22 protein-coding genes and 1 pseudogene are annotated in these 23,082 nt (G+C 69.8%); 7 read left to right on the top strand and 16 right to left on the bottom strand.

The features are described from left to right. Window positions 1–53: 53 nt before the first annotated feature. Window positions 54–767 carry a TetR/AcrR family transcriptional regulator gene (locus tag QFZ52_RS03520; protein ID WP_373425617.1) on the top strand — a complete coding sequence of 238 codons (714 nt, stop codon included), beginning with the start codon at window positions 54–56 and terminating at the stop codon, window positions 765–767. On the opposite strand, the gene QFZ52_RS03515 is transcribed toward QFZ52_RS03520, so the two are convergent. Further along, window positions 761–1,177, bottom strand: coding sequence for a PaaI family thioesterase (locus QFZ52_RS03515; RefSeq protein ID WP_307496257.1), 417 nt, complete (start codon window positions 1,175–1,177; stop codon window positions 761–763). The two genes, QFZ52_RS03520 and QFZ52_RS03515, sit on opposite strands and share 7 nt — an antisense overlap. A gap of 110 nt (window positions 1,178–1,287) precedes the next feature. On the opposite strand from QFZ52_RS03515, the pseudogene QFZ52_RS16140 reads away from it, so the two are divergent. Next, window positions 1,288–1,888 (top strand): annotated as a pseudogene (locus QFZ52_RS16140) (TetR/AcrR family transcriptional regulator). A gap of 47 nt (window positions 1,889–1,935) precedes the next feature. Here QFZ52_RS16140 and QFZ52_RS03500 read toward each other — a convergent pair. Genes QFZ52_RS03500 through paaA form a run of 10 tightly spaced genes read right to left on the bottom strand, consistent with a single transcriptional unit; the run spans window position 1,936 to window position 9,771 of the window. Beyond that, window positions 1,936–2,739, bottom strand: coding sequence for an enoyl-CoA hydratase/isomerase family protein (locus tag QFZ52_RS03500; protein ID WP_307496255.1), 804 nt, complete (start codon window positions 2,737–2,739; stop codon window positions 1,936–1,938). After that, window positions 2,736–3,176 carry a hydroxyphenylacetyl-CoA thioesterase PaaI gene (paaI, locus tag QFZ52_RS03495; protein ID WP_307496254.1) on the bottom strand — a complete coding sequence of 147 codons (441 nt, stop codon included), beginning with the start codon at window positions 3,174–3,176 and terminating at the stop codon, window positions 2,736–2,738. The genes QFZ52_RS03500 and paaI overlap by 4 nt, the downstream gene beginning before the upstream one ends. Beyond that, window positions 3,170–3,997, bottom strand: coding sequence for a 3-hydroxyacyl-CoA dehydrogenase family protein (locus QFZ52_RS03490; RefSeq protein WP_307496252.1), 828 nt, complete (start codon window positions 3,995–3,997; stop codon window positions 3,170–3,172). The genes paaI and QFZ52_RS03490 overlap by 7 nt, the downstream gene beginning before the upstream one ends. Continuing rightward, the gene (locus tag QFZ52_RS03485; protein WP_307496250.1) at window positions 3,994–4,752 is read right to left on the bottom strand and encodes an enoyl-CoA hydratase/isomerase family protein; all 759 of its coding nucleotides are present in this window, start codon (window positions 4,750–4,752) and stop codon (window positions 3,994–3,996) included. Before QFZ52_RS03485 ends, QFZ52_RS03490 begins: the two co-directional genes overlap by 4 nt. Beyond that, window positions 4,749–5,915 carry a thiolase family protein gene (locus QFZ52_RS03480; RefSeq protein ID WP_307496249.1) on the bottom strand — a complete coding sequence of 389 codons (1,167 nt, stop codon included), beginning with the start codon at window positions 5,913–5,915 and terminating at the stop codon, window positions 4,749–4,751. The genes QFZ52_RS03485 and QFZ52_RS03480 overlap by 4 nt, the downstream gene beginning before the upstream one ends. A gap of 39 nt (window positions 5,916–5,954) precedes the next feature. Further along, window positions 5,955–7,040: a 1,2-phenylacetyl-CoA epoxidase subunit PaaE gene (gene paaE, locus QFZ52_RS03475; RefSeq protein WP_307496248.1), complete on the bottom strand. Its 1,086-nt coding sequence runs from the start codon at window positions 7,038–7,040 to the stop codon at window positions 5,955–5,957. A gap of 1 nt (window position 7,041) precedes the next feature. Next, entirely contained in the window at window positions 7,042–7,551 is a 510-nt protein-coding gene (gene paaD / locus QFZ52_RS03470; RefSeq protein ID WP_307496247.1) for a 1,2-phenylacetyl-CoA epoxidase subunit PaaD, read from the bottom strand. Then, window positions 7,548–8,483 (bottom strand): 1,2-phenylacetyl-CoA epoxidase subunit PaaC, encoded by a 936-nt coding sequence (gene paaC, locus QFZ52_RS03465; protein WP_307496246.1) that lies wholly within the window; start codon window positions 8,481–8,483, stop codon window positions 7,548–7,550. Before paaC ends, paaD begins: the two co-directional genes overlap by 4 nt. 17 nt (window positions 8,484–8,500) lie before the next feature. After that, entirely contained in the window at window positions 8,501–8,797 is a 297-nt protein-coding gene (gene paaB, locus QFZ52_RS03460) for a 1,2-phenylacetyl-CoA epoxidase subunit PaaB (protein WP_066216764.1), read from the bottom strand. Beyond that, window positions 8,794–9,771, bottom strand: coding sequence for a 1,2-phenylacetyl-CoA epoxidase subunit PaaA (gene paaA / locus QFZ52_RS03455; protein ID WP_307496245.1), 978 nt, complete (start codon window positions 9,769–9,771; stop codon window positions 8,794–8,796). Before paaA ends, paaB begins: the two co-directional genes overlap by 4 nt. A gap of 142 nt (window positions 9,772–9,913) precedes the next feature. On the opposite strand from paaA, the gene paaZ reads away from it, so the two are divergent. The 3 genes from paaZ (at window position 9,914) to QFZ52_RS03440 (ending at window position 13,827) form a co-directional block, all read left to right on the top strand. Beyond that, complete coding sequence (paaZ, locus tag QFZ52_RS03450; protein ID WP_307496244.1) at window positions 9,914–11,959, top strand: phenylacetic acid degradation bifunctional protein PaaZ; 2,046 nt, start codon at window positions 9,914–9,916, stop codon at window positions 11,957–11,959. A 25-nt stretch (window positions 11,960–11,984) separates the two neighbouring features. Further along, window positions 11,985–12,644: a TetR/AcrR family transcriptional regulator gene (locus tag QFZ52_RS03445; protein ID WP_307496242.1), complete on the top strand. Its 660-nt coding sequence runs from the start codon at window positions 11,985–11,987 to the stop codon at window positions 12,642–12,644. A 979-nt stretch (window positions 12,645–13,623) separates the two neighbouring features. Next, the gene (locus tag QFZ52_RS03440; RefSeq protein ID WP_307496240.1) at window positions 13,624–13,827 is read left to right on the top strand and encodes a hypothetical protein; all 204 of its coding nucleotides are present in this window, start codon (window positions 13,624–13,626) and stop codon (window positions 13,825–13,827) included. Between the two features lie 51 nt (window positions 13,828–13,878). On the opposite strand, the gene QFZ52_RS03435 is transcribed toward QFZ52_RS03440, so the two are convergent. The 3 genes from QFZ52_RS03435 to QFZ52_RS03425 form a co-directional block, all read right to left on the bottom strand. Next, window positions 13,879–14,865: a hypothetical protein gene (locus QFZ52_RS03435; RefSeq protein WP_307496239.1), complete on the bottom strand. Its 987-nt coding sequence runs from the start codon at window positions 14,863–14,865 to the stop codon at window positions 13,879–13,881. 25 nt (window positions 14,866–14,890) lie between these two features. Further along, window positions 14,891–16,198, bottom strand: coding sequence for a phenylacetate--CoA ligase PaaK (paaK, locus tag QFZ52_RS03430; RefSeq protein ID WP_307496238.1), 1,308 nt, complete (start codon window positions 16,196–16,198; stop codon window positions 14,891–14,893). 159 nt (window positions 16,199–16,357) lie between these two features. Then, on the bottom strand, window positions 16,358–18,601 hold the full coding sequence (locus QFZ52_RS03425) for a heavy metal translocating P-type ATPase (protein ID WP_307496237.1): 2,244 nt from the start codon (window positions 18,599–18,601) through the stop codon (window positions 16,358–16,360). A gap of 123 nt (window positions 18,602–18,724) precedes the next feature. Between QFZ52_RS03425 and QFZ52_RS03420 the strand changes: the two genes are divergently transcribed. After that, window positions 18,725–19,330: a helix-turn-helix domain-containing protein gene (locus QFZ52_RS03420; RefSeq protein WP_307496236.1), complete on the top strand. Its 606-nt coding sequence runs from the start codon at window positions 18,725–18,727 to the stop codon at window positions 19,328–19,330. A 166-nt stretch (window positions 19,331–19,496) separates the two neighbouring features. Then, the gene (locus QFZ52_RS03415; RefSeq protein ID WP_307496235.1) at window positions 19,497–20,399 is read left to right on the top strand and encodes an EamA family transporter; all 903 of its coding nucleotides are present in this window, start codon (window positions 19,497–19,499) and stop codon (window positions 20,397–20,399) included. Between the two features lie 17 nt (window positions 20,400–20,416). On the opposite strand, the gene QFZ52_RS03410 is transcribed toward QFZ52_RS03415, so the two are convergent. Further along, window positions 20,417–20,932, bottom strand: a complete 516-nt coding sequence (locus QFZ52_RS03410) for a hypothetical protein (protein WP_307496234.1) — start codon at window positions 20,930–20,932, stop codon at window positions 20,417–20,419. A gap of 249 nt (window positions 20,933–21,181) precedes the next feature. Then, window positions 21,182–23,041, bottom strand: coding sequence for an ABC-F family ATP-binding cassette domain-containing protein (locus QFZ52_RS03405; RefSeq protein ID WP_307496233.1), 1,860 nt, complete (start codon window positions 23,039–23,041; stop codon window positions 21,182–21,184). Window positions 23,042–23,082: the final 41 nt, after the last annotated feature.

The raw sequence follows: 23,082 nt of genomic DNA, 5'->3' as shown, positions 1-23,082 counted from the left end.
ACCGGGCAGGTGAGGCATGATGGACCGGTGACTTCGGGGAGAAACGGGTGCCGGTGACCACCAGTGGACGGACGGGCCTCAGGCGCACCCGGATGGCCGCGGGCGAACGGCGGGCGCAGCTGACCTCGGTGGCTCGCGCGCTCTTCTCCGAGAAGGGCCTCGGCGGCACGAGCATCGAGGAGATCGCGGCCGCCGCCGGAGTCTCCAAACCCGTGGTCTACGAACACTTCGGCGCGAAGGAGCGGCTGTATGCCGCCGTCGTCGAGCAGGAATCCGCGGCGCTGCTGCAGGACATCACGGACGCCCTGGCTGAGCCCGCACCTGCCCGCATCCTCCTGGAGCGCGCGGCGCTGGCACTGCTGGGCTACATCGAGGGGCACACGCAGGGGTTCCGGATCCTGGTCCGGGATGCGCCGCCTCCGGCCTCGACGGACTCCACTGCGAGTTACTCCACGATCCTCGGCGCCATCACCCGGCGCGTGACCCACATCCTGGCGGCCGAGTTCGCCCAGCGCGGCTACGCCGAGCGGGACGCCGCCCTCTACGCCCAGATGCTGGTGGGCATGGTCGCCTCGACCGGCCAGTGGTGGCTGGACGCTCGCACGGCGGCGGGCGCCGGCGCCCCGCCGGCGCCCGCCAAGGACGAGGTCGCGGCGCACATCGTGAACCTCGCCTGGAATGGCCTCACGCGTTTGTCGGCGGAGCCGGGACTGCGGGTGCGGGGGCGGGACGTGCCCGAAAGCGAGGGCGAACCGACGGCTCAGTGATCCTTCGGGTCCATCAGCATGTTCGTGATGCGGGCCGTCGCGAGCAGCCGTCCCCCGCCGTCCGTGATCAGCACCTGGTACGTCGCGATCCGTGAGCCGGCGTGCAGCGGGGTGGCGGTGGCGATGATCTCGCCGTCGCGGGCGCCCCGGTGATGCGTGATGTTCAGGTCCACGCCCACGCAGACCTTCCCCCGCAGGCTCGCATGAATCATCCCGGCCCAGGAGCCTGTGGCCTCGGCGAGCGCCGCGCTGGCGCCGCCGTGCAGCCGCCCGAGCGACTGCGTATTGCCTGCCACGGGCATGGTGGTCACCACGCGGTCCGCCGACTGTTCGAGGACCCGGATGCCGAGCTTCTCATCGAGCTCTCCCAGATGGATGGTCCATGGCTCGTGCTTCTCGTCCGCACTCACTCTCTTCCGCCTTTCTCCCGCCCGGCCACCGGACTGCTAGATTTCAAGGACCGACCGACCGGTCGTTCACGCCGCACCCGCCGTGACCCCGCACCCCTCGAGGAGACACCATGACAGCCGAGGCCGCTCCCCGTCGCGGACGCCCGGGCTACGACCGGGCGCAAGTGCTGCGCATCGCCGTCGAGCTCTTCAATGAGCAAGGGTACGACGCCACCTCCGTCGCCGATCTGGCGCAGCGCCTGGGCCTGTCCAAGTCTGCGCTGTACCACCATTTCGATTCCAAGGAACAACTCCTGAGCCTCGCCCTGGAGGAGGCGCTCACGGGACTCGAAGCCGATCTGGACGACGCCGTGAGCCGGGGCGGGTCCGCCGCCGAGTCGCTGAACCTGCTGATCCGGGCCGCAGTGCTCACCCTCACCCGCCAGCAGCCCCAGGTGGACCCTGCTCCTGCGGCTGCGCGGGAACAGCCCCGTGGAACTCGCGGCCCTCGAACGGCGCCGGGCCTTCGACTCCCGCGTCACCGCCCTGGTCCGCGCGGCCCAGTCCGACGGACAGCTGCGTGCCGACCTCGACGCCGGCATCGCCACCCGCCTCATCTTCGGCATGGTGAACTCGGTCGCCGAGTGGTACCGCCCGGGCGGGAGCATCGAGCCGGAGCAGCTCGGCCGCGACGTCATCGCCCTGGCCCTCGACGGACTGCGCCCCCGCTGATCCCGGCCGGTTCCCCCTCCTGGTCAGACGGCCGGACATCCGCCCACTCATTCACCAGTGAAAACAGGCCGTTCCCGCGCGAGGAACGCCGCCACGGCGCCTGCATGGTCACGGGAGGATCCACACCGGGCCTGGGCCGATGCTTCGGCCTCCAGCGCGGCATCGAGATCGGTCCCCGAGCTCTCCAGCAGGAGACGCTTCGTCTCGGCGAACGCCAGTGTGGGCCCGGCTGCGAGGGCCGCGGCGAGTTCGCGGGCACGGCTCAGGACGGCCGTCTGGCCCGCCTCGGCGTCGACCGTCTCCCCCGCGATACCCCAGGAGATCCCCTCCTCGGCGGTGAAGACCCGGGGAAAGAGCATCAGTTCGCGGGTCCGCGCGTCACCCACGGCGCGGGGCAGGGTGAAGGACAGCCCGGAGTCGAAGGTCAGCCCGATCCCGCTGAATGCGGTGCCGAGCTTCACCCCGGCGGCGAACACCCTGTAGTCCGCGGCGAGCGCGAGGCCCAGTCCCGCTCCGACGCATGTCCCGGCCACGGCGGCGATGACGGGCTTGGGCATCGTCAGGAGCGAGCGGACGATCGGCGAGTAGTGCTCCCGGACCGTGCTGAACGCGGCGTCGCCTCCCCCGTGCAGGGCCTCGGCGTGCTCGGCCAAGTCCTGACCGACGGAGAACGCCGGTCCCTCGGCCGCGAGCACGACGGCGCGCACCCCGCCGTCGTCCGCCACGTCCGCGAGGACGTCACGCAGGGCCGTCTTGAGCTCCACGGTGAGCGCGTTGCGCTTCTCGGGAACGTTCAGCGTCACGACGGCGACGCCGGCCTCCCGCTCGATCCGCACAGGTCCGGTGGTCATGGGGTCTCCTCGAGGATCGGGCGGCCGAGCGAGCGGCTGCGGCCACGGAACAACGCGACGACCGTGTCCCCGCGCCGCACGGTGACGTCGTAGATCCCGGAACGCCCACGGAGCACGACCTCCCTGCCGTCGGCCCGCAGCACGTCCCCGAGATGGGCGGACTCGAGGAAGTCGATCTCGAAACCGGCGGCCACGGTCACGACGTTGCGGGTGTTGCAGGAGAATGCGAAGGTGCTGTCCGCCAGGGTCGAGATGAAACCGCCGTGACAGATGCCGTGACCGTTGACCATGCCGGCGCGGACCGTCATGGAGAGGACCGCCCGGCCCGGCTCCACCCGGTCCAGGGTCATGCCGAGACCCTTACTGGCCTGATCGGTGCTCCACATGGCCTCTGCGCAGGCGCGTGCCAGCCGCTGGTCGTCCAGGAGCGTCACCATGAGTAGAACCCCTGCCCGCTCTTGCGGCCCAGCTCCCCGGCGGCCACCTTGTCCCGCAGCACCTGCGGCGGGGCGAAGCGCGGCCCGAGTTCCCGTTCGAGGTGCTCGGCGATGTTGAGCCGCACGTCCAGGCCCACGATGTCGGTGGTCTTCAGCGGCCCCACCGGATGGCGGTAGCCGAGGGTCATGGCGGTGTCGATGTCCTCGGCACTGGCCACACCCTCCTCCAGCAGGCGCATCGCCTCCAGCGCGAGGGCCACGCCGAGGCGGCTGCTCGCGAAGCCCGGGGCGTCCTGCACGGTGATGGCGGTCTTGCCGAGGCCGGCCACCCAGCCGCGGGCCTCCTCCGCCAGGGCCGCCGGGGTCTGCTCGCCCACGACCACCTCGACCAGATCACTGACCGGCACCGGGTTGAAGAAGTGCAGGCCGATCAGCCGGGACGGATCCTTGAGGGTAGCGGCGAGCGCGGTGATGGACAGGGAGCTCGTGTTGCTGCCGATCGCGGCCCCGGGAGCCGCCTCCTCGATCTTCGCGAGGACGGCATGCTTGAGGTCCACGAGCTCCGGCACCGCCTCGATCACCAGGCGGCATCCGGCCAGCGCCACGGGATCGGTGACCACCGTGACGGACCCGGTGGCCTCCGCGCCCTTCTCCGCCGACTTCGCCAGCGACGCCGCGATCCGCTCCCGCGCGGAGGAGGCGGAAGCGTCGTCGTTCTCCACGACCGTCACCGCAGCGCCCGCGAGCGCGAAGGCGTGGGCGATCCCAGCGCCCATCCGGCCTCCGCCGTAGACGCCCACTGTCTCGGGAACCGTGCTCATTCCTTCTCCTTGCGTCGGTTCAGGAACGCGGTCATCCGGTCCTGCTTCTCCTGGGTCTCGAACAGGACCGCCTGCGCCACATTGTCGATCAGGGGGTGGGCCTCGCGCGGCGCGTGGAAAGCCGCCTTGCTCAGCCGCACCGCCAGCGGCGCCTGCCGGGCGATCCGGTCGGCCAGGCGATGCCCCGCGGCCTCCAGTTCCTCCGGCGCGGCCAGCTCGTTCAGCAGCCGGACCTCCCGGGCCTCCTCACCGCTCAGGATGCGCCCCGCCAGGAGCACCTCCTTGGCCAACGGTTCACCGACGAGTTCGCGCAGCCGCCACGCCCCGCCCGCGGCCGCCAGGATGCCGAGGCCCGGCTCCGGGTTGCCGATCTTCACGGTGGGCGTGCCGATCCGGAAATCGCAGGCGTAGGCCAGTTCGGCGCCGCCGCCCAGGGCGTACCCGTCGAGCAGGGCGATGGTCGGCATCGGCAGGCGATGGATGCGGTCGAAGACCCCGGAGTTGATGCCGGCCAGGGCATCGGTGAGCCGCCGTTCCCGCAACTGGGCGATGTCCGCCCCGGCCGCGAAGGTGCCCCCGGAACCGATGAGGAGCGTGACGCGCGGCTCCCGCTCCAGCAGGGCACAGGCCTCGTGCAAGGCGTCCACCATGGACTGGTCGATCGCGTTGCGGACCTCGGGCCGGTTGAGACGGATCAGGACGCGGTCCTCCCGCTCCTCGATCAGCAGCGGACCGTCCGTCCGCGGCGCGCTCATGCCCGCTCCAGCAGCAGCGCGGAACCCTGCCCGACGCCGACGCACATTGCCGCGAGGCCGCGGCGGACGCCGTCGTGCTCCAGACGGCTCAGCAGCGTGAGCGCGATCCGTGCGCCGGAACAGCCGAGCGGATGCCCGAGGGCGATGGCGCCGCCCCAGGCGTTGACCGTCGCCTCGTCCAGGCCCAGCTCCCGGATGCAGGCGAGCGACTGGGACGCGAACGCCTCGTTCAGCTCCACCGCGTCCAGGTCGTCCACGGTCCACCCGGCACGGTCGAGGACCTTGCGGCTGGCAGGGACCGGGCCGATCCCCATGATGTCCGGGGCGACCCCGGCATTGGCGCCGCCCACGACGCGGGCGCGCGGCGTCAGACCCTGCGCGAGTGCGAACCGTTCGCTGACCAGCACGACGGCGGCCGCGCCGTCGTTCAGGGAGCTGGAGTTCCCTGCCGTGATCACGCCGCCCGGGCCGTGCAGGGGCCGCAGCGCGGCGAGCTTCTCCGCGGTCGTGTCGGCGCGCGGGCCCTCGTCCTGCGCGAAGTCCCCCACCGGCACGATCTCCCGCGCGAAGAGACCTTCCCGCTGGGCGGCGAGCGCCCGTTCGTGGGAGCGGAGCGCGAACGCGTCCAGCTCCTCGCGGCCGAGGCCCCAGCGCTCGGCGACCCGTTCGGCCGTCTGCGGCATCGAGAGGGTGGTGTCCGCGTCGAAGCGCGGGTTGGTGAAGCGCCAGCCGATCGAGGTGTCCCAGCTCTCCCCCGGCTTCGCCCACGCCCGGGACGGCTTCCCGGTGACCCACGGCGCGCGGGTCATGGACTCCACCCCGCCGGCCACGACGACGTCGGCGTCCCCCGCGGCGATCATCTGCCGCGCCGTGGTGATCGCCGTCATCCCGGAGGCGCACAGCCTGTTGACCGTGAAGCCGGGGATGCTGTCCGGAAGTCCCGCCAGCAGGACGGCCATGCGGGCGACGTTCCGGTTGTCCTCGCCGGCCTGGTTCGCGGCGCCCAGGATCACCTCGTCGATCGCCTCCGGATCCACCCCGCTGCGCTCCACCGCGGTGCGCACCGTCAGGGCGGCCAGATCGTCCGGACGCTCACCGGCGAGCGATCCGCCGTACCGGCCGATCGGGGTGCGGACCCCGTCGAGAAGGAAGACCTCGTTCATCGTGCTCCTGTCGTGTTCCGGGTGTTTGCTGGGGCGGGTTCAGGCGTCGAAGTCCACCGTGAGCTCCTCGCTCACCGGGTAACTCTGGCAGGTGAGGACGAAGCCCGCCGCGATCTCCGCCGGCTCCAGCGCGTAGTTGCGGACCATGTCCACCTCTCCCCCGCAGAGCTTGGCACGGCAGGTCCCGCAGACCCCGCCCTTGCAGGCGAACGGCAGATCCGTCCGGACCAGCTGCGCCGAGTCCAGCACGGACATGTCGCGTTGCATCGCGGTCGTGGTGGTGCGGCCGTCAAGGACCACGGTCACCTCGCTCGTGACGCCCTCGGCCACGCGGTCGGCGTGCCGGAGCTGGGGCGGCGGCTCGTCTACGTAGAACAGTTCGAAGTGGATCCGCTCCCGGGGCACCCCGAGCTCTTCGAGCACCTCGCGGGCCTCGGTGAGCATGGCGAACGGCCCGCACAGCCACACGTGGTCCATGTCCTGCACGGGCACCAGCACGCCGAGGAGCCTGCGGAGGCGGTCGGCGTCGAGCCGGCCGGAGAACAGCTCCACGTCCCGCGGCTCCCTGGACAGGATGTGGATGAGGTCCAGCTGCCGCGGATGGGCGTCCTTGAGGTCGGAGAGCTCCTCGGCGAACATCACGGAGTTGGTGGTCCGGTTGCCATACAGAAGGGTGACCTCGGAGTCCGGGTGGGTCAGGATCGTGGCCGCGATGGAGAGCATCGGGGTGATGCCGGACCCGGCCGCGATGCAGAGGTGCCGTCCGGCGAGCAGCGGATCGGCCCGGAAGCTCCCGCTCGGAGGCTGCACTTCGACCGTGTCGCCGGGACGCACCTGACGCACGAGCCACGAGGAGAACAGCCCGTCCGGGATCTCCCGCACACCGATCCGAGGCGCGGCGCCGGCCGGTGAGCAGATCGAGTAGGTCCGGCGGTGCTCCACTCCGTCGATCACCCGGCGGAGTGTCAGGGACTGGCCGGCGTCGAAGGCGAACAGCTCCCGCAGCTCCTCCGGCACGGAGAAGGTGACGGCGGCGGAATCGTCCGTGAGCGCTTCGACGGAGGAGACCGTGAGCGGGTGGAAGGCGGTGCGGCTCCCGGTGTCCGGGTCGGCGATGAGCGTCATGTCAGATCTCCTTCACGTGGTCGAAGGGCTCCAGGCAGGCCCGGCAGCGGTACATGGCCTTGCAGGCCGTGGAGCCGAATTCGGAGCTGAGTTCGACGTCGGCGCTCCCGCACTGCGGGCAGTGCACCGCGCGGCGGGTGGGCAGGAGGCTGATGGTCACGGGTCCGCTGCGGCGCGGCGCGGTCCCCGGGGGCGAGATCCCGGCGGCGGCCAGCGCCGCCCGGCCCTCGGGGGTGATCCAGTCCGTGGTCCACGCCGGTTCGAGGGCCACCCGCACCCGGGCGTCCTCCAAGCCGGCGTCCTGGAACTCGCGCAGCAGATCGTCCCGCATGGCGGCCATGGCCGGGCACCCCGAGTAGGTGGGGGTGATCGCGGCGACCACGGCGCCGTCGTCGTCCACCGCGATGTCCCGCAGCACGCCCAGGTCGATCAGCGTGAGCATGGGCAGCTCGGGGTCCACCACGCGGGCGGCCGCGGCCCAGGCCCGTTCGAGGGTGTCCACGGCGATCACCAGCGTCCCTCCGGGTGGGCGCGTGCCACCACCTGCATCTCGGCGAGCATCCTGCTGAGCGCCTCGGTGTGCATCCCGTCGCGGCCGAGACGGCCCTGAACCCCGGCCAGCGAACCGCCTTGCGGGACCTGCACCCGGGCCGCGTCGAAGACGTGCTCCAGGACCCCCATCACCTCGGCCTTGACCTCGGAGGGGTCGACGCCGGCTCCGGCCGCGGCGAGCGACCGCTCCACGGCGTGCGAGGTGAACAGTTCGCCGGTGAACGGCCAGAGGCCCTGGAGCGCGGCGAGCAGCCGGCTCCGGGACTCGTCCGTGCCCTGGGCGAGGACCACGAACCAGCGGCCCACGTAGTCCCGGTGGTAGCTGAGTTCCTTGACACCCTTGGCGGCGACCGCGGCCAGCACGGCGTCGCGGCTGCGGCTCAGGCGCTCGAAGAGGGCCAGACGCCAGGTGGCGAAGAGCAGCACGCGGACGATGATCTCCGCGAAGTCGCCCGTGGGAAGCTCCGCGAGCCGGACGTTGCGGAACTGCTGGTCATCGCGGAAGTACGCCAGCCGGTCCTCGTCCGGCACCGGCGAACCCTCGGGCAGCGCCGGCACCATGGCCGGGTCCGCGGCGGCAGCCCGGGCCAGCAGCAGCCGGGACTGGCCGAGGAGATCCAGCGCGATGTTGGCCAGGGCGATGTCCTCCTCCAGGTCCGGGGCGTTGCTGCACCACTCGGAGAGCCGCTGGGAGAAGACGAGGGCGTCGTCGCCGAGCATGAGGCAGTACGCCGCGAGTTCCGCGGGGTCCACGCCTTCCGGCACCGTGGTGTCGACGCCTGCGAGGGGGTCCTCGAAGTCGGTCCCGAACGCCCAGTGGGCGTCGTTGACCAGGAGACCGGCGTAGGCGTTGTCATGTTCGCCTTCGGGCTGGATGTGCGCTTCACTCATGAGCTGTCCTCCTCCCCTCACATGTGGGGGACGTTGTCCGGGATGTCGTAGAAGGTGGGATGCCGGTAGGCCTTGTCACCGCTCGGGGCGAAGAGCGGGTCCTTCTCCTCCGGGCTGGACGCGATGATGTCCGCGGAGGGCACCACCCAGATGCTCACCCCTTCGTTGCGGCGGGTGTAGACGTCCCGCGCGTGGCGCAGGGCCATCTGACCGTCCGGGGCGTGCACGGAGCCGACGTGGACGTGGTTCAGGCCGCGCTTGCCGCGGATGAACACCTCGTAGAGCGGCCATTCGGCGCGGATCTGCTCGGTCATCGCTGGGTCTCCTCGGTTCCGTCGGCTTCAAGGGCTCCGTCGGCTTCCTTGGCGGCGAACGCCAGGGCGGCCTCCCGCACCCAGGCGCCGTCGTCCCAGGCCCGCTTGCGGTGGGCCAGGCGCTGGGCGTTACACGGCCCGTCGCCCTTGACCACGGACCAGAACTCGTCCCAGTCGGGCTGGCCGAAGTCGTAGTGGCCGCGTTCCTCGTTCCAGCGCAGCTCCGGGTCCGGGAACGTCACGCCGAGCGCCTCGGCCTGCGGGACGGACATGTCCACGAACTTCTGGCGGAGCTCGTCATTGGTGTGGGTCTTGATGCCCCAGGCCATGGACTGCGCCGTGTTGGGCGACGCGTCGTCCGGCGGACCGAACATCATGAGCGCCGGCCACCAGAAACGGTTCACGGACTCCTGCACCATGGCCCGCTGCTCCTCGGTGCCGCGCATCATGGTCATGAGGAGCTCGTAGCCCTGACGCTGGTGGAAGGACTCCTCCTTGCAGATACGGATCATCGCGCGGCCGTACGGTCCGAAGGACGTCCGGCAGAGCGGCACCTGATTGCAGATGGCGGCCCCGTCCACGAGCCAGCCGATCGTCCCCACATCGGTGTAGGAGAGCGTCGGGTAATTGAAGATCGACGAGTACTTCTGCTTGCCGGAGATCAGCAGTTCCGTCAGCTCGTCGCGGGAGATGCCCAGGGTCTCGGCGGCGGAGTAGAGGTACAGTCCGTGACCGGCCTCGTCCTGGACCTTGGCGAGCAGGATCGCCTTGCGGCGCAGGGACGGCGCGCGTCCGATCCAGTTCCCCTCCGGCTGCATGCCGATGATCTCCGAGTGGGCGTGCTGGGCGACCTGACGGATCAGGGTCTTCCGGTAGGCCTCGGGCATCCAGTCCCGGGGTTCGATCCGGTCCTTATGGCCCACGATGGCTTCGAATTCCGCCTCAAGCTGCGGCTCGGCGACTGCGGATGACATGGCACCTCCTGGAGGGTTCGCTCTATTTACTGACCGAACATTCTGTACTACTGTGGCACAGGACACACCCCTTGCGCAATGGTCCCGGAAGGGCCGGGCGAGGGCGGGTCGAGAGCATCGCCGGATCACGAGAGGACCTCCCATGAGCCCATTGCTGGAGAGCTACGCCGCAGGACACTGGTTCCGCGCCGACGACGCCGGGAAGCCGCTGCTGGACGCGGTCACCGGGGAGGAAGTGGCACGCGTGTCCACCACGGGCCTCGACTACGCCGCGATGGTGCGCCACGCCCGCGACGTCGGCGGACCGGCCGTGCGGCGGCTGACCTTCCACGAACGCGCGCTCCTCCTCAAGGAGCTGGCCCTGCACCTCGGCGGACTCAAGGACGAGTTCTACGCCCTCTCCTTCCGCACCGGCGCCACGAAGCGCGACTCCTTCGTGGACATCGACGGCGGCATCGGCACCCTCTTCTCCTATGCGAGCAAGGGCCGCCGCGAACTCCCCAACGACACCGTGATGCTCGACGGCGGCGTGGAGCCCCTGAGCCGCAACGGCACCTTCGTGGGCCAGCACCTCTACACGTCCCGGACCGGCGTCGCGGTCCAGATCAACGCGTTCAACTTCCCCGTCTGGGGCATGCTCGAAAAGCTCGCCCCGGCCTTCCTGGCCGGCCTGCCGAGCATCGTGAAGCCGGCCAGCCAGACCTCCTACCTGACCGAGGCCGTCGTGCGCCGCATCATCGAATCCGGCATCCTGCCCGAAGGATCGCTCCAGCTGGTCAGCGGCTCGGCGGGCGACCTTCTCGACCACCTCGGCGAGCAGGACTCCGTGGACTTCACCGGCTCCGCGTCCACCGCGGATCTCCTGCGCCGTCACCCGGCCGTGCTGGAACGCGGGGTGCGCCTCGGCGTGGAGGCCGATTCCCTGAACTGCTCCATCCTGGGCCTGGACGTCACGCCCGAGGACCCCGAGTTCGACCTCTTCATCAAGGGCGTCGTGGCGGAGATGACCGTCAAGGCGGGCCAGAAGTGCACCGCGATCCGCCGGGCGATCGTGCCCGAGCACCTCGCGGACGCCGTCATCCAGGCCCTCAGCGGCCGCTTGGCGAAGACCGTGGTGGGCGACCCGGCCAATGAGTCCGTGCGCATGGGCGCCCTGGCCAGCCGCGAGCAGCGCGACGAGGTCCGGAAGGCGATCGACGAGCTGCGCCGCGGGGCCGACGTCGTGTTCGGCGATCCGGACCGGGTGGACACCGTCGGCGCCGACGCCGAGGCCGGCGCCTTCCTCTCCCCCGTCCTCCTGAAGGCGCGCGAGGGCGCGAGCGAGCCGCACGACGTCGAGCCTTTCGGCCCCGTGAGCACGGTGCTGACGTACCGGACCACGGAGGAGGCGATCGCCCTGGCGGCGCGCGGCAAGGGCAGCCTGGCGGCGTCGCTCGTGACGCACGATCCGCGGATCGCCCGCGAGGTCACGCTGGGCCTCGCGCCGTGGCATGGCCGCGTGCTGGTCCTGGACCGCGACGACGCCGGCGAGTCGACCGGGCACGGCAGCCCTCTGCCGGTGCTGGTCCACGGCGGTCCGGGCCGCGCGGGCGGTGGCGAGGAGCTCGGTGGCATCCGCGGCATCCTGCACCACATGCAGCGCACGGCCATCCAGGGCTCGCCCGACATGATCACCGCCATCACCGGGCGCTGGACCACCGGTTCCCGCCGCGATGTGGGCGAGGTGCACCCGTTCCGGAAGAGCCTCGCGGAACTGAAGATCGGGGACGGCATCAGCTCCGCGCCCCGCACCGTGACCCTCGAGGACATCGACCACTTCGCCGACTTCACGGGCGACCGGTTCTACGCACACACCGATCCGGAGGCCGCCGCAGCCAACCCCCTGTTCGGCGGGATCGTGGCACACGGATACCTCGTGGTGTCGCTGGCCGCCGGCCTCTTCGTGGAGCCGAACCCGGGACCGGTGCTCGCCAACTTCGGCGTGGACCATCTGCGGTTCCTGACGCCGGTCAAGGCTGGGGATTCCATCGCCGTGGACCTCACCGTCAAGCAGATCACGCCGCGGAACTCCGCCGATTACGGCGAGGTCCGGTGGGATGCCGTGGTGCGGAATCAGGACGGCGAGACCGTGGCCACGTACGACGTGCTGACCCTCGTGGCGAAGGAACTCACGCCCGCCGCCGGCTGACGCGGCACCGTGGGAAGATGATCCGATGCGCACCCAGGAGACCCTCGAGGACAGGACTCTCGAGAAAAGTAGCGCCGATAGGAAACCGGCGGCCCGCGAGCCCTACACCCTGGACCGTCTCCTGGACGTGGCGGTGCGGGTCTTCACGGAACGCGGGTACGACGGCACGAGCTTCCAGCACCTCTCCCAGGCGTCCGGGCTCTCCAAGTCCTCGATCTACCACCACATCGAGAGCAAGGAACAGCTGCTCCGGCTCGGCCTCGAGAAGGCGCTCGAACCACTCATGGCCACTATCACCGAGCCGGAGGCCACCACCGGCCCGGCGATCGACCGGCTGCGGTTCTTGATCCGCCGCAACATCGAAATCCTGACGGAGCGGCTCCCCTACGTGACGCTGCTGTTGAACGTGCACGGGAACACCGAGACGGAGCGCTGGGCCCTGGAGCAGCGAAGGACGTACAACCACGCGGTGGCCGCCGTGGTCCAGGAGGCGATCGACCAGGGCGGCATCCGCTCGGACGTCGACGCCAAGACCACGGCGCGCCTCGTCTTCGGCATGATCAACTCGGTGCGCGAGTGGTACCGCCCGGAGCGGAGCGACGGCGGCGCAGCGCAGAAGAACGGCGCAGCGCGGCTGGCGGACCAGGTGCTGTCGCTGCTCCTGGATGGGATCCGGACGCGATAAGCGGCGCCGGGCCGGGTGCGATTGCCGGCCCTCGCCGTCGACCTTGCACTTTCTCGGGCTTACGGGCCCCCAGTCCCGAGAAACTGCAAGGTCAACACACACCTCGCGCCGCCTCCGCAACCCGCCTTGATCTTTGTGAGACCAGATCATTGCCTCACTCCACGATGATGAATACGATGGATTTATAAACGTAAACGTTTGCGGGTGCTATCGCCTTTGTCGCACCCGGCACAGCTTTCCATCTGATTTATGAATTCGACTCGTGTGAAATTGAACAGATTGGGGTAGGCATGAATTCGTGGAGGCGCCTTTGCGGCAAGCTCGCCGCCGTGCTGGCAGTGATCTTTGGAATGACACTCGGTTTTCCAGCTCAGGCTTTCGCGTCTGAGCAGGCGACCATCAGGCTTCAGAACGTGCGACAGATTCAAAGTGCCGTCGCAAATCTCACGGTCAAGGACGCTGCCGATCGCGTCTTTCAGTTCACTGTCACTGCCACCTGGCAACTTGAATCCCCCACTCGCGGAACCTTGAGGACCGTGGCGATTCGGTCTGGAGCGAACCAACCGAACGGGATGTGCGCACTTGCGGACCCCCTGTTCCGTGGTGGCACTCAGTGGACCGGGAACACACAGACCATTTGTCCCGGAGAATCCCGAGCTTGGTCGATTAACAGGGCCATGAGTAGCAGCAACGGCCAATTTGGCCAGTTCTACTCGCGACTGAAGGTGAATCTCGGGGGAGCGGTTCCATACGTTGTCGTTCAGTACAACACTCCTTAGCAGTAAGGCTCGCGGTTGCGCGCGGGATGACGTGAAGGCTCGGTTCGACGTAGTCAGCGTCGGGCCGGGCCTTCTCTCGAACGCGCAAGGCCAGAGGTGGATCGCAATCTCTGCGTGAACCCGAGAAACTGCAAGGTCAACCTGGAACTCTTGCCCCAGGGGGCGCCGCACCCACGTGCACCGGTCGTAGCATGGCGTGTATGACCGCACCACGGAGGTTCAACTGGCTCGCGTATGTGGTGAGCATGGGGCTCTACGCCGCGTCCTGGGGACCACTCGGATTCGTCAACGGGTTCCTGCTCGCCTGTGCTGGACTCGTCGTCGTGCTCTGGCAGCGGTCCGTCCGCCGCCACACCCCCGACCTCGCCGGGGTCCCCAGTCTGACGACGCCGCGCCGCCGTTGACGTTGCACTTTCTCGGGCTCGCAGCACCCTGAGCCCGGAGAAAGTGCAAGGTCAAGCTGCGTTCGGACCCGCCCCCAGCAGCCCACGGACGAGCAGCACTTCGCTGTCAGACGCCAGGAGCGCGAGTTCGCCCCGGAGATCGACCAGGGCGAACCCGGCGGCCCCTCGCACCGTGGGAACCTCCCTCAGCGCTCCGGTCTCAAGGTCCACGAGCCGCTGCCGCCCCCTCCACTCGCCGCTGCGGAACACCGGCGTCAGGATGGCGGAGCTGCCGTCCGAGGTGAAGCGGGCGCGGATGCCGTGCTTGCCCGGCATCTTCTTCCAGCCGCGCTCCTCGAACACCCGCCGCTTGACGTGGCCGCCGTCGTCGAGTGCGGCGAGAGTGAAGAAGTCGGAGCCGTACTTCAGGAGGCTCATGGAGTCGCTGCCCTGGGCCGCGGCGTAGCGCGTGCCGTCCACCTCGACCACGTCGCCGACGATGGGCGCCTTTGCTCCGCCCGGCGCCGTGGTCGTCCGCCCGCCGGCCATCGGGAACTCCTTGCCGTGCAGCAGCGAGGTCCCCTCCCAGGCCGGGACGCCGTCCACGATGCGGAGCACGGCGAGGGTCCGCGCATTCTGGAACGCCACGGGATCGGACAGGACCACGCTCCACGAACCGTCAGCCACCGGTCGCGCGATGCCGCCCACCGGGAACTGACGGCCATGCTCCGCAACGGCCTCCGTCCCGGAGATCGCGACTGTCTCCGCGGTGCCGAAACCGTCGTCGGTCACCACCGCCGTCTGATCATCCACGAGCACGACGACGCCGGCCGCCTCGCGGTCGACGATCACGGGCTGTGCGCCGAAAGCGCCCTCCGGCAGCGGCAGTCGCGCGACCTCACCGGCCGTCGTGACGTGGACGAGCGCCAGCCCGAAGACACCGTCGTCCTGCACGGTGACGACGGCCAGGACGGACCCGTCCGCACGAAGACAGACCGTCGGCGGATGAGGAAATGCGAGCGACCCGTCCCCCAGGCCTGCGCGAGCGATGATCTCCATGCACCGAAACTATCAGCCGCGCCGGCTACCTCTTCGGGCGGCTGTCCACGATCCGGCGCATCTTGCCGTTGGACCGTTCCATGCTGCCCGGGATCACGACGTCCACGGCCACCGTGACGCCGATCTTGCTCTTGACCAGCCGCTTCAGCGTCATCGCCGCAGCGTGCGCGGCCTCGGGAGTGACGCCGTCGCGCTGTTCGACCCGCACCGTCAGCTCGTCCAGCATGCCCTGCCGCGAGAGGTGGCATTGGAAGTGCGGCGAGAGCTCCGGGGTGTGGAGGATGAGTTCCTCGATCTGGGTCGGGAAGAGGTTCACGCCGCGCAGGATGATCATGTCGTCCGTGCGGCCAGTGATCTTCTCGATCCGGCGCATGGTGCGCGCGGTGCCCGGAAGCAGCCTGGTCAGGTCGCGGGTGCGGTACCGGATGATCGGCATGGCCTGTTTGGTCAGGGACGTGAACACCAGCTCGCCCTCCTGGCCTTCCGGCACCGGCTCCAGGGTGATGGGGTCCACGATCTCCGGATAGAAGTGGTCCTCCCAGACCGTCAAGCCGTCCTTCGTCTCGACGCATTCGCTGGCCACACCCGGGCCGATCACCTCCGACAGCCCGTAGATGTCCACGGCGTGCATGTCGAGGCGCTCCTCCATCTCGTGGCGCATGTCGTTGGTCCAGGGTTCGGCGCCGAAGATGCCGACCTTGAGGGAGGTGGACCGCGGGTCGACACCCTGGCGCTCCATCTCCTCGATGACCGCGAGCATGTAGGAAGGGGTGACCATGATGATGTCCGGGCGGAAGTCCTGGATGAGCTGCACCTGACGCTCGGTCATGCCGCCGGAGACGGGCACCACCGTGCAACCCAGGTGCTCGGCGCCGGCGTGTGCGCCGAGGCCGCCCGTGAACAGCCCGTAGCCGTACGCGTTGTGCAGCATGTCCCCCGGTCGTCCGCCGGCGGCCCGGATGCTGCGGGCCATGACCGTGGCCCACATGGCCAGATCGTCCTTCGTGTAGCCGACCACGGTCGGGCGCCCGGTGGTCCCGGAGGAGGCATGCACCCGCGCCACCTGCTCGCGCGGCACGGCGAGCATGCCGAACGGGTAGTTCTCCCGGAGATCGACCTTGCTGGTGAAGGGGAAACGGGCCAGGTCCTCCAGGGACGTCAGGTCCTCGGGATGGACCCCGGCCTCGTCGAAGGCCTTCCGGTAGTGCGGGACGTTGTCGTAGGCGTGACGGAGCGTCCATTTCAGGCGGTCCAGCTGCAGCGCCCGCAGCTCGTCGACGGAAGCGGTCTCGATGGGGTCCAGCTCATCGGGACGCGGAGTCAGGTCCTGCATGCTTCACTCCTCCAGCTCAGGGGCGCGCAGTATTACTTACCGAACATTCGGTACTATAGCGTGTTCCACGTCACGCCGATAGGTCTATCCACTCCCCCGGGAACGCCGAAGGACCCGCCCGGGCACCGGACGGGTCCTTCACAGAAAGCGCGTGAGGGCTTAGGAGACAGCGCCCTTGACCGACCCCGCGCCCTTGAACCGCCGCAGCCGCAGACTGTTCCCCACCACGAACACGCTGGAGAAGGCCATGGCCGCCCCGGCGATCATCGGGTTCAGCAAGCCGAGCGCAGCCAGCGGGATCGCCGCCACGTTGTAGGCGAACGCCCAGAACAGATTGACCTTGATGGTGCGCAGCGTCGCCCGCGAGAGCCGGATCGCGTCGACGGCTCCGAGCAGGTCACCGCGCACCAGGGTGAGGTCCGACGCCTCGATGGCCGCGTCCGTCCCGGTCCCCATCGCCAGGCCCAGATCGGCGGCCGCGAGCGCCGCGGCGTCGTTGACCCCGTCACCGGCCATCGCCACCACGCGCCCCTCGGCCTGCAGCCCGCGCACCACGTCCACCTTGTCCTGCGGCAGGACCTCCGCGACCACCCGCTCGATCCCCACTTCGGCGGCGATGCTGCGCGCCACGGCGTCGTTGTCACCGGTCAGCAGGACCGGCTCGAGTCCCAGGCCCTTGAGCCGGCCGATTGCCTCGGCGCTGCTCGGCTTGAGCCGGTCGGCGACGGTCAGAACCGCTCGCGCCTCCCCGCCCCAGCCGACGACGACGGCGGTCCGCCCCTGCACCTCGGCCTCGGCCTTGGCGCGGCGCAGTTCCTCGGGCAGGGTCAGCCCCTCCGCGGCCAGGAACGCTTCGCGCCCTGCGAGGACGCCGACGCCCTCGACGGTTCCGCGGACGCCGAGTCCCTGCTCATTCCGGAACCCGGAAACCGGCGGGAGTTCCCCGGCCTCCGCCTCGGCCCCGCGGGCGATCGCCCGGGCGATCGGGTGCTCACTCGCGTGTTCCAGGGCTCCGGCCAGGCGCAGCGCGGTCAGGCGGTCCGCCGGGTCCCCGCCCACCGTCAGGACCTGGTCCAGCTCCATCTTCCCGGTCGTGACGGTGCCGGTCTTGTCGAGGACCACGGTGTCGACGCGGCGCGTGCTCTCAAGGACCTCCGGGCCCTTGATGAGGATGCCGAGTTGCGCGCCACGCCCCGTGCCGACCAGGAGCGCGGTCGGCGTCGCGAGACCCAGGGCGCACGGGCAGGCGATGATCAGGACGGCGACCGCCGCGGTGAACGCTGCGGCGACGGGCTGGCCCAGCAGGAGCCAGGCGGCGAGGGTGAGCAGCGCGATGCCGATGACCACCGGCACGAAGACCCCGGAGATCCGGTCCGCCAGCCGCTGGACCTCGGCCTTCCCGGACTGGGCGTCTTCGACGAGCCGGGCCATCTGAGCGAGCTGGGTGTCGTTGCCCACGCGGGAGGCCCGGACCACGAGGCGCCCCGAGGTGTTCACGGTGGCGCCGACCACGGCGTCACCCGGGCCGACGTCCACGGGGACGGATTCGCCGGTGATCATCGAGGCGTCGACGGCCGAGACCCCGTCCACCACACTGCCGTCGGTGGCGATCTTCTCCCCGGGCCGCACGACGAACTCATCCCCCACGCGGAGTTCCGCCACGGGGATGCGATGCTCGCCGCCGTCGCGCAGGACGGTCACCTCCTTGGCGCCCAACTCCAGGAGGGCCCGCAAGGCCGCGCCGGCCTGGCGCTTCGACCGCTTCTCGAAGTAGCGCCCGGCCAGGAGGAACATGGTCACCCCGGCGGCGACTTCCAGGTAGATGTTGCCGGCGCCGTCGCTGCGCTGGATGGCGAACGAGAACTCGTGGCGCATCCCGAGCATGCCGGCGTGGCCGAAGAAGAGTGCGTAGAGGGACCAGAGGTAGGCCGCCAGCGTGCCGACGGAGACCAGGGTGTCCATGGTGGCGGCGCCGTGGCGGAGGTTGGTCCAGGCTGCCCGGTGGAACGGCCAGGCGCCCCAGAGGATGACCGGCGTGGCCAGGACCAGGGACACCCACTGCCATCCGGTGAACTGGAACGCCGGAACCATCGACAGCACGATCACCGGGACCGCCAGCACCACGGAGGTCCAGAGGCGGCGGCGCAGGGAGTTCAGTTCGGTGTCGTCCTGAGGAGCTTCCTCTTCGTGAACGGTGGCGCCGTAGCCGGCCTGCTCCACCGTGCCGATGAGCAGCGCGACGTCGAAACCTCCGGGCGCTGTGACGCGGGCTTTCTCGGTGGCGTAGTTGACCGTGGCTTCGACCCCGTCCACCTTGTTGAGCTTGCGCTCGATCCGGTTGGCGCAGGAGGCGCAGGTCATCCCGGTGATGTCGAGTTCGACCTCGGTGGCGGTGCTGCTCATGTGGTTCCCCTTTCACAACGATCATACCCCCTGGGGGTATCTCAACTTCAACATACCCCTAGGGGGTATCCCTCCGCAAGGATCCTCTTTCACAGTGCACGTTTCGTGCATTATGATGCACTTATGGATGAAGCGGCGGAATCACTGGCCCAGGCGATCGGCGCCCGGGTCCGGCAGGAGCGCAAAGCCCTGGCCTGGACCCTGGATCAGCTCGCCGACGCCGCGGGCGTGAGCCGCCGCATGGTCGTCAACGTGGAGCAGGGCTCCGTGAACCCCAGCGTCGGCACCCTGCTGCGGCTCAGTGACGCACTCGGCGTCGGGCTCCCCGCGCTCGTCGAGCCACCCGCGACCCGCGCGGCGAAGGTGACGCGGCACGGGGAGGGGGCGGTCCTCTGGACCGGAGCAGCCGGTGGCCGGGGTGTGCTGGTCGCCGGGACGCAGCCACCGGACGTGGTGGAGCTCTGGGACTGGACCCTGGCGCCCGGCGAACTCCACGTCAGCGAAGCGCACTCCGAGGGCACCCGGGAACTCCTCCAGGTGCAGGTGGGCGCGATCGTCGTGACGGTGGACGGGCAGAGCTACGAACTCGGCACCGGCGACGCACTCTCCTTCTTCGGCGACTCGGACCACTCCTACCGGAACCCTCACACGGACCCTGCCAGATTCCTCCTCACGGTCCACGAACCCGGCGTCGGCACCCCGCGGACGCTGGACGCGGAGCACGGCTGACGGCAGCCGTCGCGGTTCAACCACCCGCCGCCACCCGACGGCGCCGCGCCGATGGCGACGGTCCGCCGGTGACGGTCCAGCACAGTGGTGGACGCCGCACTTTCGAACACCGCGCATCAGCGCCCCTCTCGACTTCTCACTCGAACCACCCCACGAATGGAGCATCATGACCACCCGGAACGGCACCGTGCGGATCCCCGCCTGGTCCATGGCGATCGCCGCCATGCTCATGATCCAGATCTCGAACGCGTTGTCGGTCGGGGTCATCGAGCACATCGGACCCGGTGGGACCGCCTGGCTGCGCATGTGTTTCGGGGCCGTCTTCCTCTTGCTCATCGCGCGGCCGTCCTTCCGCTCGATCACTCGGCAGGATGTCCCGAAGCTGCTGGCGCTGGGCGTCGTCACCGGGTTCATGACCACGTTCTTCCTCGCGGCCGTGGAACGGATCCCCCTCGGCACCGCCGTGGCGATCGAATTCCTCGGACCGCTCACCGTCGCCGGGCTGGCCGGCAAACAGCGCAAGGCGCTCATCTGGCCCGTGATCGCACTGCTCGGCGTCGTGCTCCTCACCGAGCCCTGGCACGGCGGCGTGGACCTGCTGGGCGTCGGCTTCGCCCTACTGGCCGGGGCCTGCTGGGGCCTGTACAACGTGCTCACTCAGCTGGTCGGCGACCGGTTCTCCGGCATCAGCGGCCTGGCGCTCACCATCCCGGTCGCCGCCGTCGCGACCACCGCCGTCGGCCTTCCCCAGGTGCTCGACGGCGATCTGGACTGGGTGCTGCTCCTGGTCATCGCGGGAATCGCGCTCATCACGCCGGTCATCTCGTTCGGCCTGGAGATGCTCGCGCTGCGCCGCATGAACCACACGGCGTTCGGCACGCTCCTGGCGATCGAGCCGGCGTTCGGCATCCTGATCGGTCTGCTGATCCTCAGCCAGATGCCCACCGTGATGCAGATGCTCGGGATCGCACTCGTGGTGTTCGCCGGCGCGGCGGCCCAGCGCGGTGGCGGCCGGACGCTGGAAGACCCGGTGTCCGGGACGCCCGATCTGGCGGAACAGGAACGCTGAGCCTGCCCCGGCCTGGATCAGCCGAGGACGGCGGCGGACATGAGCGCCGTCGCTCCGCCCATGAGGAGATACTGGCCGCGCACGGCGGACCCCGGGGCCCGCGCCACGCCCCACAGCGAACCCGCGACGTGACAGAGCACCAGCACGACGGTCATTATCCCCAGCAGCCCTCCTGCGGACGCGTGGCCACTATGCGCCGTCGAAGCGGTGAATCCCGGGGCCGCAGCCGGATGCATGAAGATGAGGAGCACCGCCATGACGAGGAGTCCGAGGCTGTCGTGCAGGGTGGCGACGCAACCCTGACGTTCCCGCCGGCTCAGCGCCGACAGCGCGATGGCCGACAGCACCAGCAGCGGCACCCAGACCACGACGCTCAGCAGCCCAAGATAGGCCACGTCCACCATCGCGACGAGCATGAGGACACAGCCGGTCAGTCGGGGCAGCCGCGGGCGGTCACGCCAGCCCGGATGCACCCCGACCGCGACGGCGGTGAGCATCACCGCGGCCAGGTGCAGCAGATCATGGAACGGCACGGCCCTCCCCGGAACTCGGCTCCGGCCCGTTTCCGGCCGGACGTGTGCCTCAGCCTAGGCAGCGTCCCGGGTCTTCACCGCCGCTCCCCGGGACCTCTCTCGCGCCCGGTCAACCCAGGCCCCGATCCGTTCCCTGAGGTCCAAGCCCTTCCCAAAAAAATCGACTGCTCCACAGGATGTCGAAATCCCCCGAAAATCGAGGAAAACGGCATCCTACGGAGCAGTCGATCGGAAAGTCAGGGGAGGGTGTTACTCCCCCAGGACCTCGGCGGCTTCGAGCCACTCCATCTCCAGGGTCTCCTTCTCCTCGAGCACCTCGTTGAGCTGGGTGTTCAGCCCGCCGAGGGCGTCGAAGTCGGCCTTCTCGGAGGCCGTGGCCATCTGCCCGTGCAGCTTCTCCTCCTGCTGCGCGAGCTTGCCGAGCTGGCGTTCGATCCGGTTGATGTTCTTGCGTGCCTCGCGCTTCTCCGCCTCGCTGGCCCCCGACGACGGCGCGCCGCCGCCCGGGGTGCCCGCCGCGCCGGAGCCGCCGGCCGCCGTCGGGCCGCTCGTCTTGGCGGACGAACCGGCCAGTGCCGCCTCGCGCAGCTCCAGATACTGATCCACGCCCCGCGGAAGCCCGCGGATCTTGCCGTCGCCCAGCAACGCGATCTGGTGATCCGTCACGCGTTCGAGCAGGTACCGGTCGTGACTGACGACCACGAGCGTGCCCGGCCAGCCGTCCAGGACATCCTCCACCGCGGCGAGGGTGTCCGTGTCCAGGTCGTTGGTGGGCTCGTCGAGCATGAGCACATTGGGCTCACCCACCAGGAGGCGCAGGAGCTGGAGACGCCGCCGCTCACCACCGGAGAGGTCCCGGATGGGCGTCCACTGACGGGCGTTCGTGAACCCGAGCTGCTCGACGAGCTGCCCGGCCGTGAGGTCTTTGCCGCCCACGCTGAAGGACCGCTTCTCGCGCTCGATCAGCTCGACCACGCGCAGATCGTCCACCTCGCGCAGTTCGTGCACTTCCTGACTCAGCACGGCCGGGACCACGGTCTTGCCGCGCTTCACCTTGCCGCTCGTGGGCGCGACCTCGCCGGACAGCAGGCGCAGGAGGGTGGACTTGCCGGCGCCGTTCACGCCGACCAGGCCGACGCGCTCGCCCGGGGCGAGGCGCAGGGTGATGTTGTCGAAGAGCGGCGTCCCGCTCTGGTCCTCGGCCTCGCCCGGTGCGGGGCGGCGGTCCAGGGTGACGTTCTCCAGGTCGATGACGTCCTTGCCCAGGCGGGCCGTGGCCATCTTGCTCAGGGCCAGAGTGTCTCGAGGCTCGGGAACATCCGCGATCAGGGCATTGGCCGCCTCGATCCGGAACTTCGGCTTGGAGGTGCGCGCCGGGGCGCCCCGGCGGAGCCAGGCGAGTTCCTTCTTCACGAGCTGCTCGCGCTTGGCCTCTACGACGGACGCCATGCGGTCCCGCTCGGCACGGGCCAGGACGTACGCCGCGTAGCCGCCTTCGAACGGGTCCACCACACCGTCGTGGACCTCCCAGGTCTTGGTGCAGATCTCGTCCAGGAACCAGCGGTCGTGGGTGACCACCAGGAACGCGCCCTCAGTGGCACGCCAGCGGTTCTTCAGGTGACGGGCCAGCCACGCCACGCCCTCGACGTCGAGATGGTTGGTGGGCTCGTCCAGCATGATGACGTCGTGGTCACCGATCAGGAGCTTCGCCAGCGCGACGCGGCGCTTCTGACCGCCCGAGAGGCTGTGGACGTTCGAGTCCCAGTCCACGTCCCCCACCAGACCGCCCATGATCTCGCGGATCTTCGGATCGGCGGCCCATTCGTGATCCGCCATGTCCCCGACGATCGCCTGGCCCACGGTGTCGTCCCCGTCCAGCACGTCCTGCTGGTCCAGGTATCCCACCCGCAGGTCGCGGCGCTGCGTCACGCGGCCGTCGTCGGGCTGCGCGCGCTGGGCCAGGAACCGCATGAGCGTGGACTTGCCATCGCCGTTGCGGCCCACGATCCCGATCCGGTCGCCGTCCTCGAGTCCCACCGTGACGCCGTCCAGGACGGTGCGGGTGCCGAAGGACACGGCGAGATTCTCGCCGCCCAGAAGATGTGCCATGTGCTGCTTTCGTCAGTGTGTCGTGTTCAGAAGGCCGTGTG

This window comes from Arthrobacter woluwensis (assembly GCF_030816155.1).
GTDB classification, from domain to species: Bacteria; Actinomycetota; Actinomycetes; order Actinomycetales; family Micrococcaceae; genus Arthrobacter_E; species Arthrobacter_E woluwensis_A.
This window is presented reverse-complemented; position numbering and strand designations above follow the sequence as displayed.